This is a genomic window from Pseudoselenomonas ruminantium (genome assembly GCF_900104055.1).
GTDB classification, from domain to species: domain Bacteria; phylum Bacillota; class Negativicutes; order Selenomonadales; family Selenomonadaceae; genus Selenomonas_A; species Selenomonas_A ruminantium_C.
Window position 1 is genome coordinate 1 of record NZ_FNJQ01000005.1, and the last position, 14,484, is coordinate 14,484.

A 14,484-nucleotide genomic window follows, 5' to 3' on the forward strand; every position below is an offset into this window, starting at 1 on the left:
CGTCTTTCAGCGTGCTATCTAGCAACTTTTTCTGTCGGGCCGGTCTTCGCTGCGCTCAGACTGTCGCTCCCACAGCAAAAGCACGCCCCCGTTCGCCCCAAGACACGGATTTAGCTATCGGCACAAACTCGCTTCTCCCCGTAACAAGCACATCGATGTACTTGCGGCTTACAGCCGAGACTTAGCCATTTGACACAGATATACCTTTGGGTGGAGGCGGGGATGCTTATTCGCCGACGGAACGACTGCCTGAACGAAGTGAAGGCTGGCCCGCAAACAGGCGTTACTGGAAACTGAGCTGAACATACGCGCCGCCGGCCTGCCCGGCGCAGGTAACTAAAATAGTAAGTACTACTGCTGGCGGGTCATTTAGTGAAGCGGCGAAGAAGTATCCCCGCCTCCGCCCCACTGAGTTGTAACAATCAGCATTCAAGCACACACCAACAAACTGCAATTTACATAAAACGACCGTTGACAAAAATGCCAACGGCCGTTTCTTTCTATATGAGATTTTTTCGCATACCTTATCAATAGAGCTTATTCAGCACATCCTCATCCATCTTGAACGTATGTTCCTCAGCTGGGAACGTCCCTGCCTGCACCTCCTTGACATAAGCCGCAAACGCTTCTTTCATCTGCGCCCCAAGCTCGGCGAAATGTTTGGCGAACTTCGGCGTGTAGTCGGAGAACAGCCCGAGCATATCCTGGTACACGAGGATCTGCCCGTCGCAGCCAGCCCCGGCCCCAATGCCGATGGTTGGAATCGAAAGCTTATCCGTGATCAGCTGGGCCAACGGTGCCGGAATGCATTCCAGCGTCAGCGCAAACGCCCCGGCCTTTTCAATGGCCAGCGCATCTTCAATCAGTTTCTTGGCCGCTTCCTCGCTCTTGCCCTGAATCCGGTTGCCCCCCAGTGCATTGACCGACTGCGGCGTCAGGCCCAGATGGGCCACGACAGGAATGCCTGCGTCCGTAATCGCCTTGATCTGCGGGCAGACAGCCGCGCCGCCTTCGAGCTTCACGGCATTGGCGCGTCCTTCCTTCATCAGGCGGCCGGCATTCATCACGGCCTGTTCTACAGACACCTGATAGGACATGAACGGCATATCGATGACCACCATCGTATTATGGCAGGCCCGCGCCACAGAACGGCCATAGGTGATCATATCCTCCATGGTCACCGACAGCGTATCCGGCAAGCCTAACATCACATTGCCCAAAGAATCCCCTACCAGGATGGCATTGATGCCTGCAGCCTCCTCCAGCTTGGCCGTGGAATAGTCATAGCAGGTCAGCATGGATATTTTTTCTCCATTGGCTTTCATTTTAGCAAAGGTTGCTACTGTGTTTTTCATGCAAATCTTCCTTTCAAGTTCGCTGTCTCCAAAAACTCCTTGATGGAAGAGTAATCCCGTGTTGGATTCTTGCGTTCGGCTGTCATCACAAGCTTTTGCGCCAACAGGCGGTAAAGCTGCGCCTGCGCAGGCGAAAGACAGGCCAGATGTTTCCGGATCGTGCCCAGATCGCCCCGCTCCACAGGGCCGGTCAGTGCCTTTTCCAGGCCATCATCTGCCATATGCCGGGCATTGCCGCTGAATAAGGGCCGCAATGCCGCCTCCGCGTCTTCAACGGAAAATCCGCATTCCGTCAACAGCCCGCGGCTCAGGGAAAGCAGGGCAATCACATAATTGCTGGCCAGCGCCGCCGCGCAGTGATACTTCACTTTAGCCTCCGGCGCAATCACCTTGACGGCAAGTCCCAGACCTTTGAGCCAGCTTTCCATGAAGGAAAGCTTTGCCGCCGAACCTTCCAGCGCAAAAAAAACATCCGCCAGTTCCTCGTAAGCATGATATTTATCGCTTACGGCGAACAGCGGATGAACGGAAAAGCCGGTGGCTCCATATTGCTCAATATCAGGGAACGCCTCACCTGCGGTCAGGGCGCCACTGCAATGACAAAAAATCTTATTTTGAATCTCTTCGGAACGAAGCCCTTCGTAAACATCACGAATCGCCCCGTCCGGCAGCGTGAAAAAAAGCACATCACTTGTGGCTATCAGGTCTTCTGCATTTGTAAAAGCCTGTGCCCGGGTAAAATCTGCTGCCTCTTTTGCTGATTGAATGCTGCGGCTGTAATAGCCTGTAACTTCAACACCATGCATGCGGAAATATTTTCCCAGCGTGAAGCCGACCTTGCCGGCTCCGATAAAACCAATCTTCATCGCATCACCTCATTTTGGGAGGATGCGCTTTTTCGATTCAAAACAGATAAGTACAGTTTCCTCACGGAATACCGTCCATCAAGAGCCATTTTAGCACAATAAGCAACGTTCTGCAATTAATTAGACTTCATTGAGGCCTTCATCGAGGCCTGGCGGCGGGGACATATTGGGCGGGCTGCACTGAATGTCTGGCATGACTTTTACGAGAATCCAGTTACTCGCGCCGGTTACCACGGCGCATTGACATTCAGGTGTCTTGCCTGTTCTCTTCGCCAGCCAGCGGAGCAGTCGTTCCGCCCGCCCAATATGCCCCCGCCGCCGTAGTCACTTACTTCCGTTAACTCTCGAAGCCACGGCTTACCTTGGGGCTGGGGTACTTGCTTTTTGCCCGCAGCGCGCTGCCGCAGGCTGGCTCCTAAGCGAAAAAATCTGGACATCACGCTGAAAGCCGCGACGTGGTGACCGGAGCATGCCGCTAAGTCAACGGAATTTACGAGGGAGTCATTTAGCGCAGGGGCAAAAAGTAAGCACCCCAGCCCCGAGCCACGCATCTTCATAAGCAGGAGATTTCCAATTTCTGCCGAATAGAACAGGGTGTAATGATTGCAAAGGAGGTTTTTCCATGAACATTCAACGTTTTTGGGGCAGGCTTCTCCTGCCCTTCCTGCTGCTGGGACTTCTGCTTTCCAGCCTTGTAAGACCAGCAGATGCGGCTGATGCGAAAGATGTCAGCCCCCTCGATTCTTCCGGATTTGTGGTGCTTTCCGATGTGGTTCCGGATGTGATCCAGGAAATCCGCTACTACTCCACCTACAACTTTGTCGGCGAGCGCATTGACGGCTACAATGAGCCCTGTGCCCTGATGACACGCGAAGCAGCCCTCGCCTTGAAAGAAGTTTCCGATGACCTGAAAGCCCAGGGCTACCGCCTCAAGATCTACGACGCGTACCGTCCGCAGATGGCCGTCTCCCACTTTGTCCGCTGGGCCGAAGACCTGAATGACAAACGCATGAAGAAATACTTCTACCCGGAAGTTGAAAAGAACCGCCTCTTTGCCGAAGGCTATATTGCCGAAAAGTCCGGCCATAGCCGTGGCAGCACGGTGGATCTCACCCTCTTTGACATGAATACCGAAAAAGAAGTCGATATGGGCAGCACCTTCGATTACTTTGGGCAGCTCTCCCATCCCGACTACACGGGCAAACTCACCAAACAGCAGATCAAGAACCGCATGATCCTGCGCGAAGCTATGCTGCGCCACGGCTTCAAGCCGCTCGAAGAAGAATGGTGGCATTTCACCCTGAAGGATGAGCCCTATCCAAACACCTACTTCCAGTTCCCCGTGGAAAAACTCCCGCAGTCCAATCTGACCGCCAAAGCTTCTCCGGCCTGGGTTGCCAACCTGCCCGCCGCCAAGACGGCCAAGCAGCTCTTCGTCGTCGGCGCTGTCGGCCAGACCACGGCCTGGGTATCCCTGCATCAGAAAGATACGCAGGGCCAGTGGCAGCAGCTTATGAGCACGCCAGGCTATATCGGCAAGAACGGCCTGGGCAAGACCAAAGAAGGCGATAACCGGACGCCTGTCGGCACTTTCCACTTCACGGAAGCATTCGGCATTGGTGCCGATCCCGGCTGTAAGGCCTTCCCCTACAAGCAGGTGGATGAAAACATCTACTGGTCCGGCGACTGGAGTCCCGGTATGCAGTACAACAAGATGGTGGATGCCCGCCAGCTCCCCGGCCTCAACAAAGAGAACAGTGAACATATCGTGGATTACAATCCCCACTATATCTACTGCATGAATATCAGCTACAACGAGGCCGGCACTCCCGGCAAAGGCTCGGCCATCTTCCTGCATTGCTTAGGCAGCCACAAGCCCTTCACCGGCGGTTGCGTGGCCATCCCGGAAGCAAAGATGCGCTATGTCCTGCAGAACGTCCAAAAAGACTGTGTAATCGTGATTGACTCCCTGAGCAATCTCGGCGGCAGCCTCTAAAGAAAAAATCCGTGCAAGCACGCTAGGCTGCACGGATTTTTCATATTCATTTATAAACGCGTGGAATGCGTGCTCCCAGCAGGCAGGGAACTTCGTAGTTGATGGTCTGTCCCCAGCCGGCCACTTCGTCGATGGTCAGTTCCGGCGTGCCGAACAGGATTGCTTCATCCCCGATCTGCACAGAGGGGATATCCGTCACATCCACCATCATCTGATCCATGCAGCCGCCGCCCACAAAAGGCGCCTTTTGCCCATGAATCAATACATGGCCATACTTGGTATAGAGCCGCAGATAGCCATCCGCATAACCCAAAGGCAAAGTCGCGATGCGGCTTACCCGCTCAGCAGTGAACTTGCGGCCATAGCCGATGCTCTCGCCCACCTGCAGTGTCTTCACCCAGGTGATTTTCGCCTTCAAGGTCATCACCGGCTGCAGGTCGATAGGATGCGTGACTTCCTCCGAGGGCCAGAGGCCATACTGGATGATCCCAGCCCGAACCATATCGAAATGCGCCTCGGGAATCTCCAGGATGGCCGCCGATTCAGCGATATGCCGGATGGCCAGCTTCACGCCCTGCGCTTCCACCGCTGCCACAGCCTCCCGGAAGGCCGCCAGCTGCGCCTTTGTATAAGTCTTGTCCTTGAGGTCTGCCGTGGCGAAATGGGAGAACATGCCCTCAATCTCCACCTGCGGCAGTTTGGCAATGGCGGCGGCCAGTGCACCGATTTCTTCCTTGCGCACGCCGATGCGCCCCATGCCCGTATCCACCTTCAGATGGACCTTGACCTGCTTGCCCTGCGCCTGTGCCGCCGCCGACAGAGCTTTAGCCAATTCCAGTTCGCAGACCACCTGCGTGATATCATAGTCCACGACTTCGGCGGCATCCTTGGGATCGATGAGTCCCAGCACGAGAATCGGCGTGGTAAAGCCTGCCTGCCGCAACTCGATGGCCTCGGACAGTGCCGCTACCGCAAAATAGGAGGCCCCTTCCTCCAGCGCCACGCGGGCCGCCACCGTCGCCCCATGACCATAGGCATTGGCCTTGATGACGGCGCACATCTTCACGCCCTCCGCCAGTTGTTTCTTTATCTCTCTATAGTTATGACGCAACGCCTGTAAATTGATTTCAGCCCAGGCCGGACGATTCGGCATGTTCATCGCGCTCCTTTTTCTCATTACATATATTGTCAAATTGCCTTTTAAGTATAGCAAAAGCGTTATATAATGTAAACATGAAGAAAATGCTGAAAAAAGCGGATATTGTGCTGATTGCCCTGCTTATCTGCGCCTCCCTGCTCCCCCTGTTTGTCTTTGGCAAACCTACGGCCGCAGTCTATGCCGAAATCCGGCAGGATGGCAAAGTGCTCGAAACCATCGAACTGACCGGCCATACTGGCAGCCGGGAAATCCCCGTGACCTGCAAGCATGATAGCAGGGAATGTCACAATCTGATCCGCATCGAAAACGAAAAAATCGCCATCATCGAAGCCGACTGCCCTGACAGAATCTGCGTACATACCGGCGCCATCAGCCAGCCTGGGGAAGTCATCGCCTGCCTGCCCCATAAACTCATCATCGAAATCAAGGAACACTGATATGAATCTGCGTGAACAACTCCATCTGGCCCTGCTGACAGGCATTTCCCTCGTGCTGTTCCTGGTCGAAGGCCTTATCCCCGTTCCCTTTATCGCCCCAGGCGCAAAACTCGGCCTGGCTAATATCGTCACGGTCTACGCCCTCTATACCCTGCCCCGGCTGCGCGATACCGCCTGGCTGATATTCCTGCGCACCCTGCTGGCTGCCTTTTTCGGCGGCGGGCCAACGATCTTCCTCTTCAGCATCGCCGGGGGGATGCTGAGCCTCCTCTCCATGTGGCTGCTGAAGCGGACTGGCCATTTCTCCATCCCCGGAGTCAGTGCCGCCGGCGGCTTTGCCCACCATCTGGGGCAGCTCTTTGTTGCCGCCTGGGCCGCAGATACAGTAAACCTCTTCCGCTATCTGCCCGTACTTGGCATATGCGGCATCATCACCGGCCTTGCCATCGGCGTTCTGGCCGCAAAAATCTGCCAGCTGACGGCGCATAAATGATAGCGAAAAAACCTTCCCTATGTTATACTAGAGAAGGTTTTCTATTATTTATTTAGATTGGAGTTATGAACTATGGCTAAACAATACAAGAAACTGCAGAACAAACTGCATCCCAAAGCGGTGAAAAAGGAAGAACCGCAATATAAGCCGGGCAAGGATTATCTGCTGTTGATCATGATCGGCATCACCTTTATCCTGACCTTTGTTGGCTGGGAGCAGTTTGACAACACGAACCGCGCCATGTATTTCCTGCTGACTTTGTCCCTGACGCTGACCTATCTCTACCGTCATGGCAATTTCTCGGAAAAGATCAAAGCCTATGTGAATGCCGCCAGCCTTGGCTCCATCGGCCTTGCTGTGGCACTGTTCCTGCTGAATCTCTATTATCAGTTCTTCGGTTGATCCACCTTCCCCTTGACCATCTTTTCAAACTTGGTCCGGGGAATCAAGATAAGATGTCCGCACCCTTGGCATTTGAGCCGGAAGTCCATGCCTGTCCGCAGGATTTCCCACTCAAAACTGCCGCAGGGGTGCTTCTTTTTCAGGCGGACAATGTCCCCTAATTCGTAGGTTATTTTTTCCATGTTATTGTCCTTTCGTGTGAGGTACTTATGAAAGTTGCGGTTATCCAGATGCAGGTGGCCTTAGGCGAACCAGAGCGCAATATCGCTGCGCTCTACCGGCTAGCGGCCAAAGCCATGCAGGAACGCCCCGATGTGCTGCTCCTGCCGGAGCTTTGGCGGCTGGGCTTCTATCCTAAGCCCGTCCTCTCCTATGCTGATGCCGATGGCCGGGAAACCCGCAAGGCACTCGCGACCATCGCCAACAAGTATCAGGTGAATGTCGTGGGCGGCACCGTGGCCAACGCCATTGGCGACAAGGTCTTCAACACCAGCTATATCTTCGACCGCACTGGCCGCATGCTGGCCACCTATCATAAGACGCACCTGTTCTCCCCGAGCGGCGAGCATGAAGATTTCACCGCCGGCGACAGCCTCGTGACCTTCACTCTCGATGGCATCAAATGCGGCATCCTGGTCTGCTATGACGTGCGCTTCCCCGAAGCCGTGCGCAAGCTCGCCCTGGAGGGCGTACAGATACTCTTCCTGCCCGCCGCCTGGCCGCTCAAACGCCTGATTCACTGGCAGACCTTGATAAGAGCCCGGGCCATCGAGAATCAGATTTTCGTCATCGCCTGCAATGAAGCAGGCATCGATGGCAATGAAGAACAGTTGGCCGGACACTCCGCCATCATCGACCCCTGGGGCGAGATTCTCGCCGAAGCCGGCGAAGGCGAAGAAATCCTGCAGGGCAATCTGCGGCTCCTGATCCAGAACCAGATCAAAGAAAGCATGGACGTATTCGGCGACCGCCGTCCCGAACTTTACAAGAAAAGCTCCCGTTAAGGGAGCTTTTCTTATGCAATCATACGTTGAAGCGGAAGTTTACCACATCGCCATCCTGCATGACATAGTCCTTGCCTTCGACACGGACCTGGCCTTTTTCGCGGGCAGCAGCGACACTGCCGTTAGCTACGAGGTCATCATAGTTGACGATCTCGGCGCGGATAAAGCCGCGTTCGAAGTCCGTGTGAATCTTGCCGGCAGCTTTCGGTGCCGTCGTGCCCTTGGTGATAGTCCAGGCACGGCATTCGTCCGGGCCGGCGGTCAGGAAGGTCTGCAGGCCGAGCAGGTCAAAGGCTGCCTTGATCAGGCGGTCCAGACCGCTTTCGCTTTCGCCGAGGTCTTCGAGGAAAGCCTTGGCCTCTTCGGCATCGAGTTCAGCGATTTCGGCTTCTACCTTGGCCGAGATAGCAACGACTTCAGCGTTTTCGGCCTTGGCAAATTCCTTGACCTTCTGGACATAGGGATTCTCGTCATAGGCCGTAGCCACTTCATCTTCTGCCACATTGGTGACATAGAGCGTCGGCTTCAAGGTCAGCAGATTGATGTCCTTGATCATCTCAAGGTCATCCGCGCTGAGTTCCACCTGACGGGCCGGCTTGCCGTTGTCAAGACTTTCCTTGATGCGGCGCAGGATTTCATCCTCCACCTTGGCTTCCTTGTTGCCGGACTTGGCAATCTTGGCCAGACGCATGATGCGCTTTTCTACGACTTCGAGGTCAGCCAGGCAGAGCTCCGTCTGGATGATATCGATATCGCGCAGGGGATCGACGCCGCCTTCCACATGGGTGATGTTGGCATCGTCAAAGCAGCGCACCACATGGGCCACAGCATCCACCTGGCGGATATGTTCGAGGAACTTGTTGCCGAGGCCTTCGCCGTTGGCTGCGCCCTTCACGAGGCCCGCGATATCCACGAAACGGACAGAAGCCGGCGTGGTCTTCTTGGAATCATACATCTCATGCAGGACGTTCAGTCGTTCATCGGGAACGGCCACGACACCTACATTGGGTTCGATGGTACAGAACGGGAAGTTCGCCGCTTCTGCGCCAGCTTTGGTAATGGCATTAAAGAGCGTGCTCTTGCCGACATTCGGCAGGCCCACAATACCTACTTCTAAATTGCTCAATTTCTTTCCACCTTTTTAATCAAGACTTCCCCTCGAGGGGAAGTCTATCTCGGTCCTGCTTTTTTCTTACTATTACAACGTGCCGAAAATGCGGTCGCCGGCATCGCCGAGGCCCGGTACGATGTAGCCTTTTTCGTTGAGCTTCTCGTCAACGGCAGCCACATAAACCGGTACATCCGGATGGTCTTCGTTGATGACCTTGATGCCTTCCGGAGCAGCTACGAGGCACATCAGCGTCAGGCTGTGTGCGCCCTTTTCCTTCAACAGGGACAGGGCTGCGGAGGCACTGCCGCCGGTTGCCAGCATGGGATCGACCACGATCAGCGTGCGTTCTTCCACATCACCGGGCAGCTTGCAGTAATATTCCACCGGCTTCAGCGTCTTGGGATCGCGGTACATGCCGACATGGCCGACACGAGCAGCGGGAATCATGTTGACGACACCGTTCAGCATGCCGAGGCCGGCACGCAGGATGGGCACTACGCCCACTTTCTTACCGGAGAGAACCTTGGCCGTGCATTTGGCCACCGGCGTTTCAATCTCGATGTCCTTCAGCGGGAAATCACGGGTGATCTCATAGGTCATGAGCATGGCGATTTCTTCTAAGAGCTCGCGGAAGTCCTTCGTGCCCGTGTCCTTCTGGCGCATCATGGTGAGTTTATGCTGAATCAGGGGATGATCGATTACCGTTACATTAAGCTTTTCCGACATTTTCTTTCTCCTTCTTACATACCTGCATAAAGCGGGTATTTCTCGCACAGGGCCGCTACACGGCGCCGTGCTTCTGCTTTCTTTTCCTCATTTTCCACATCGCTCAAGACAAGGGCGATGATCTTGCCGACTTCCTGCAAATCGGCTTCTTTAAAGCCACGGGTAGTGAGAGCTGGCGTGCCCAGGCGCAGGCCGCTGGTCACGAACGGGGACAGCGGTTCAAACGGGATGGTGTTGCGGTTGGCGGTGATGTTGACTTCATCGAGCACCGTCTGCGCCACCTTGCCCGTAATGCCCTTGTTCGTGAGGTCAACGAGCATCAGATGGTTGTCCGTGCCGCCGGATACGATGCGGAAGCCTTCCTCCTGCAAAGTCTTGGCGAGGACAGCTGCATTCTTCACCACCTGCTGCGCGTATTCCTTGAATTCCGGTTTGAGCGCTTCGCCCAAAGCCACAGCCTTGGCCGCAATCACGTGCATCAGCGGTCCGCCCTGGATGCCAGGGAAAACAGCCTTGTTGAACTGCTTGCCAAATTCGGCATCCTTACAGAGGATCATGCCGCCGCGGGGACCGCGCAAGGTCTTATGCGTGGTCGTCGTAACCACATCGGCATAAGGAACCGGACTCGGATGCATGCCCGCAGCCACCAGGCCGGCGATATGCGCGATATCCACCATCAGATAGGCACCGACGCCATGGGCGATTTCCGCCAGCCGCGGGAAATCAAGCGTGCGGGCATAGGCAGACGCCCCCGCCACAATCAGCTTCGGCTTGCATTCCTTAGCTTTTGCCTCGAGGGCATCATAGTCAATCTTTTCCGTTTCCTTATCCACACCATACGGCACGATATGGAAATACTTGCCGGACATATTGACCGGCGAACCATGCGTGAGATGGCCGCCATCGTTGAGGTTCATGCCCATGACCGTATCACCGGGCTGCAAAAGCGCAAAGAACACCGCCATATTGGCCTGCGCACCGGAATGCGGCTGCACATTGGCGTATTCCGCGCCAAAGAGTTTCTTGGCCCGTTCGATAGCCAGAGTCTCCACTTCATCCACGAATTCGCAGCCGCCATAATAACGCTTGCCGGGATAACCTTCGGCGTACTTGTTGGTAAGCACGCTGCCCTGTGCGGCGAGAACCGCCGGGCTCACGATGTTCTCCGAAGCGATAAGTTCCAGCTTCTCCCGCTGACGGTTCAACTCGCTTCCTACGTGCTTTGCTACTTCCGGATCAGACTGCTGCAGAATTTCCATAAGATTCATGAGACTCCTCCTTTGGGCCATCGGCCCGGACCAAAAAACTTTACCTTACTTTCACTACCTAACTTGCTTTAAACTTACTAAAATTTACTTTGACTTACTTATTTTCCAGTGCCATGATCTTGTTTACCCGGCGTTCATGACGGCCGCCTTCAAACTCGCCTTCCACGAAGGCCCGGACGATTTCGCCCGCAGGGCCAAAGCCCAGCACACGGCCGCCCATAGCCAGCACATTGGCATTGTTGTGCTGACGGCTCATCTTGGCCGAGAACACATCGTTGCAGAGTGCGCAGCGAATGCCCTTGATCTTGTTGGCCGCAATGGAAATACCAATGCCCGTGCCGCAGAGCACAATACCGCGGTCAGCCTTGCCGCTTACCACATCGCCGCAGACCTTTTCGGCAATATCGGGATAATCAACCGAATCTGTGCCAAAGGTACCCACATCCGTCACTTCGATGTCGCCGTATTCCTTCAGCACCATCTTGACTTCTTCTTTTAACTGCACAGCGCCATGATCGCTGCCAATCGTTATTTTCATAGGATTCCCGCCTTTCTTACATACTAGGTTATATTGTAGCACAAACTTACTTGTTCGGCCACCCCATTACGCGCGATACGGCTTCCTGCCAGCCATCATAGAGTGCGGCCCTGCCGCGTTCGCTCATGGCCGGTTTGAAGCGCATGCCTTCGCGCCAAAGCTTCTTGAGCTCGTCAACGCTTTCCCAAACGCCCGTGGCCAGACCAGCCATAAAGGCCGCGCCCAATGCCGTGGTCTCGGCAATATAGGGACGAATAACCGGAATGTTCAAAAGGTCTGCCTGGAACTGCATCAATGCATGATTCTGGCTCGCGCCGCCATCCACATGCAGGCTCTTGATTTCCATGCCCGTATCGGAAACGACCGATTCATAGACATCGCGCACCTGATAGGCCAGTGCCTCCAGCGCAGCCCGCACAATATGCGCTCTTTGTGTATCTTCATTAATGCCGATAATCATGCCCGTGGTTTCCGTATCCCAATAAGGTGCGGACAGGCCGCGGAAGGCCGGCACGAAGTACACGCCATCCGAATCCGGCACCTGCTTGGCCAGCCATTCGGAATCGGACATGGAATCAATCAGGCCGAGGCCTTCCTTCACCCATTTGAGCGTCGCACCGGACACGAACACGCTGCCTTCGAGCGCATAGGTGATTTCCTTGCCAATGCCCCAGGCAATGGTCGTAATCAAACCGTTCTTCGAGCTATGGTATTTCTTGCCCGCATTCATCAGGAAGAACGAGCCCTCGCCATAGGTGTTCTTGGCCATGCCCTTCTTGAAGCAGGCCTCACCGAAGAGATCAGCCTGCTGGTTGCCGATACACCCCGCAATCGGAATGCGGGAACCAATCATGGCCGCATCCGTCTCGCCAAACACATGACTGGATGGGCAGACCTCCGGCAGCATCTGGCGGGGAATCCCCAGCTGTTCGAGGATATCCTCGTCCCATTCAAGCTTGCGCAGGTTGAACATCATGGTACGGGAGGCATTGGAATAATCCGTGGCAAAGATTTCCCCGCCGCTGAGCTTCCACATGATCCAGGTATCCACAGTGCCGAACAACAATTCACCATTTTCAGCCATCTCCCTGGCCCCCAAGACATTCTCCAGGATCCAGCAGAGTTTCGTCGCCGAAAAATACGGGTTTATTATTAAGGAAGTCTTTTGCTTGATCTCCTCCTGCAAACCTTGCTCGACCAGCCGTTTGCAGATTCCCTCAGTCTGCTGGGATTCCCAGCTGATGGCCGGATAAACGGGACGCCCCGTGTTCTTGTTCCAGACAATCGTGGTTTCCCGCTGATTGGTCACGCCGATGCCCGCAATATCCCGATGGGAGATATTGGCCAGCTGGATAGCCTCCTTGGCCGCCCAGATCTGCGTGCTCCAGATTTCATCCGGGTCCTGCTCCACCCAGCCCTTATGCGGCTTGTTCACACTGATCTTCTTCTCCGCATAGGAAACCATTTCTCCCTTAGAGTTGAAAATAACAGCCCGGTTCTTGATTGTCCCCGAATCCAGCGCCAAAACATACTTTTCGCTCATAGAGAACCCTTCCTTCACTCCAAAATTCGCTATAAATAGTATATAATAAGCAGGATTTCCGCGCAATAGAAAAGCCCCCGTCAAACGGGGGCAACTTGACAAGCAACAGCATTCTGCTAAAATATATCTGTCGCACTCCATGTGCGACGACCACCAATTCGGTAGGCGGCTTGTTTTCCTCGCAGAAAGGATCGTAATCCTTAAATAGAAAGCGAGGTCATAGTTATGAGTGACGCAACTATGCAGCTTTTGCTGATTTTGCTTATCATTTTAGCGATGAAACAGAAATAACCGCCTAGGGTTCCAAGCTTGACGGTTATTCTTAGCAATATACGCCGATACTAACCAACGAGCGAGGAAGCACGCCGTCTATCGGTGGTCTTTTTTATCTGCTCTTAGTCTACCACAATTCCTTGCCAATTGCAAGAAAAGACCTCCGCCAAAGCGGAGGTCTTATTGTTTGCGTTATACCTGCTAATCGTAAGATTAGAAGAAGAATTCAACGCGGCCGAACAGATTTTCAACCTTGTTTTTATCATCGAGGTCCTTGCCATGGCCATAACGGAGCGTACCAACAACGTTCTTGAAGATCGTGTAGTTACCGCCGACTTCCCAAGCCTTCTGGTTCAGGCCAACAACATCCCAAGGGCTAGCTACGATAGCATTTACGCCCAGGTGACGGTATGCAACCCATGCACCCCAGGTGCCTCTGTTTTCTTTCTGAGCGCCTTTGTAGGTTACTTCAACACTGCCGGCTTTCTTGTAGTAATCAGCATCATGGTTCTGTGCATAGAAGCCGTTGACACCAACGTTCTTGCTGAACGTGTAGGCGCCCTTCAGCATCCAGGTGTTGAATTCATCCGTATCTTTCTTAGCGTAACCTGCGGGATCGCAAACCATATAGCCCGGAATAAGCGTAGACTCAACAGATTTATAATTGAAGTTGGAAGCATTCAGATGATGCCAGTAAGCACCACCAAAGAGCTTTCCTTTCGTAACTTCGAGACCGGCATACTGATAGTTAGCCGTCTTATCGATGGATTTGGAAAGCATTCTCAGCCCCGGAATAACACGAGTCTTATCGGGTACAGCAACATCATCGATATCCAGACGACCAGCACCGAGGATAACCTTTACATCTTTACCATAGGAAACTTCAGCACCGGAGAACGGCGTATCAGCGATGCTGTCATCGTTCAGGGAAGCAAATTTACCCAGTTTAACCTGGAACTTACCATATTCACCCTGTGCCCAGATACGTTTCAGCTTAACATTGCTGTCCTGCGCGTCACCATGATTATCACCAGCCGTATCCTTTGCCAAATCCGTGGATGCATCCAAACGAGCATTTACATGCCAGTGGCTGTTCACTTCAGCGCTCGGTTCGAGACGGAACAGAAGCTGATCGTCGTTTGTTTTGGTATGAGCATCTTTGTCACGATGGCTCCAGTAAGTGTATTCAGCTTTGCCGTTCCATTTTACCATGTCAGCATTGCGTTCGAGGTTGCTTACGCGAACACCGAGGTTGTTGAGTTCTTCAGCAAATTCAGCAGCCAGTTTGTCAACCAGAGCTTTGTCAACGCCGG

General features: G+C 54.0%; 15 protein-coding genes. 5 read left to right on the plus strand and 10 right to left on the minus strand.

The genetic code is table 11. The features are described from left to right. Positions 1-527: 527 nt before the first annotated feature. Both panB and BLQ59_RS03350 read right to left on the minus strand, forming a co-directional pair. Positions 528-1,355, minus strand: coding sequence for a 3-methyl-2-oxobutanoate hydroxymethyltransferase (panB, locus tag BLQ59_RS03345; RefSeq protein WP_074571515.1), 828 nt, complete (start codon positions 1,353-1,355; stop codon positions 528-530). After that, complete coding sequence (locus BLQ59_RS03350; protein ID WP_074571516.1) at positions 1,352-2,221, minus strand: Rossmann-like and DUF2520 domain-containing protein; 870 nt, start codon at positions 2,219-2,221, stop codon at positions 1,352-1,354. The genes panB and BLQ59_RS03350 overlap by 4 nt, the downstream gene beginning before the upstream one ends. Before the next feature lie 622 nt (positions 2,222-2,843). On the opposite strand from BLQ59_RS03350, the gene BLQ59_RS16315 reads away from it, so the two are divergent. Further along, entirely contained in the window at positions 2,844-4,217 is a 1,374-nt protein-coding gene (locus tag BLQ59_RS16315) for a M15 family metallopeptidase (RefSeq protein WP_074571518.1), read from the plus strand. 46 nt (positions 4,218-4,263) lie between these two features. On the opposite strand, the gene alr is transcribed toward BLQ59_RS16315, so the two are convergent. Further along, on the minus strand, positions 4,264-5,370 hold the full coding sequence (gene alr, locus BLQ59_RS03365; protein ID WP_074571519.1) for an alanine racemase: 1,107 nt from the start codon (positions 5,368-5,370) through the stop codon (positions 4,264-4,266). An 80-nt stretch (positions 5,371-5,450) separates the two neighbouring features. Here alr and BLQ59_RS03370 point away from each other — a divergent pair, with 80 nt between their 5' ends. From BLQ59_RS03370 to BLQ59_RS03380, 3 genes are all read left to right on the plus strand, one after another. Beyond that, complete coding sequence (locus tag BLQ59_RS03370) at positions 5,451-5,813, plus strand: NusG domain II-containing protein (protein ID WP_256324591.1); 363 nt, start codon at positions 5,451-5,453, stop codon at positions 5,811-5,813. A gap of 1 nt (position 5,814) precedes the next feature. Continuing rightward, positions 5,815-6,306 carry a Gx transporter family protein gene (locus BLQ59_RS03375; RefSeq protein ID WP_074571520.1) on the plus strand — a complete coding sequence of 164 codons (492 nt, stop codon included), beginning with the start codon at positions 5,815-5,817 and terminating at the stop codon, positions 6,304-6,306. Positions 6,307-6,378: 72 nt separating this feature from the next. Beyond that, entirely contained in the window at positions 6,379-6,708 is a 330-nt protein-coding gene (locus tag BLQ59_RS03380; RefSeq protein ID WP_074571521.1) for a hypothetical protein, read from the plus strand. Here the strand turns inward: BLQ59_RS03380 and BLQ59_RS03385 are convergent. Further along, the gene (locus tag BLQ59_RS03385) at positions 6,693-6,890 is read right to left on the minus strand and encodes a DUF951 domain-containing protein (protein WP_074571522.1); all 198 of its coding nucleotides are present in this window, start codon (positions 6,888-6,890) and stop codon (positions 6,693-6,695) included. The two genes, BLQ59_RS03380 and BLQ59_RS03385, sit on opposite strands and share 16 nt — an antisense overlap. A 27-nt stretch (positions 6,891-6,917) precedes the next feature. Between BLQ59_RS03385 and BLQ59_RS03390 the strand changes: the two genes are divergently transcribed. Further along, on the plus strand, positions 6,918-7,712 hold the full coding sequence (locus tag BLQ59_RS03390; protein ID WP_074571523.1) for a carbon-nitrogen family hydrolase: 795 nt from the start codon (positions 6,918-6,920) through the stop codon (positions 7,710-7,712). A 19-nt stretch (positions 7,713-7,731) separates the two neighbouring features. Here the strand turns inward: BLQ59_RS03390 and ychF are convergent, their stop codons facing one another. The 6 genes from ychF to BLQ59_RS03420 form a co-directional block, all read right to left on the minus strand. After that, positions 7,732-8,838, minus strand: coding sequence for a redox-regulated ATPase YchF (gene ychF / locus BLQ59_RS03395; protein ID WP_074571524.1), 1,107 nt, complete (start codon positions 8,836-8,838; stop codon positions 7,732-7,734). Between the two features lie 72 nt (positions 8,839-8,910). Further along, positions 8,911-9,549, minus strand: a complete 639-nt coding sequence (gene upp / locus BLQ59_RS03400; protein WP_074571525.1) for a uracil phosphoribosyltransferase — start codon at positions 9,547-9,549, stop codon at positions 8,911-8,913. 14 nt (positions 9,550-9,563) lie between these two features. Next, positions 9,564-10,817, minus strand: a complete 1,254-nt coding sequence (gene glyA / locus BLQ59_RS03405) for a serine hydroxymethyltransferase (RefSeq protein WP_074571526.1) — start codon at positions 10,815-10,817, stop codon at positions 9,564-9,566. A 94-nt stretch (positions 10,818-10,911) separates the two neighbouring features. Further along, positions 10,912-11,355: a ribose 5-phosphate isomerase B gene (gene rpiB / locus BLQ59_RS03410; RefSeq protein ID WP_074571527.1), complete on the minus strand. Its 444-nt coding sequence runs from the start codon at positions 11,353-11,355 to the stop codon at positions 10,912-10,914. A 46-nt stretch (positions 11,356-11,401) separates the two neighbouring features. Continuing rightward, positions 11,402-12,898 carry a glycerol kinase GlpK gene (gene glpK / locus BLQ59_RS03415; RefSeq protein WP_074571528.1) on the minus strand — a complete coding sequence of 499 codons (1,497 nt, stop codon included), beginning with the start codon at positions 12,896-12,898 and terminating at the stop codon, positions 11,402-11,404. Positions 12,899-13,384: 486 nt separating this feature from the next. Next, on the minus strand, positions 13,385-14,484 hold a 1,100-nt coding region (locus BLQ59_RS03420), incomplete at its 5' end, for a putative porin (protein ID WP_074571529.1).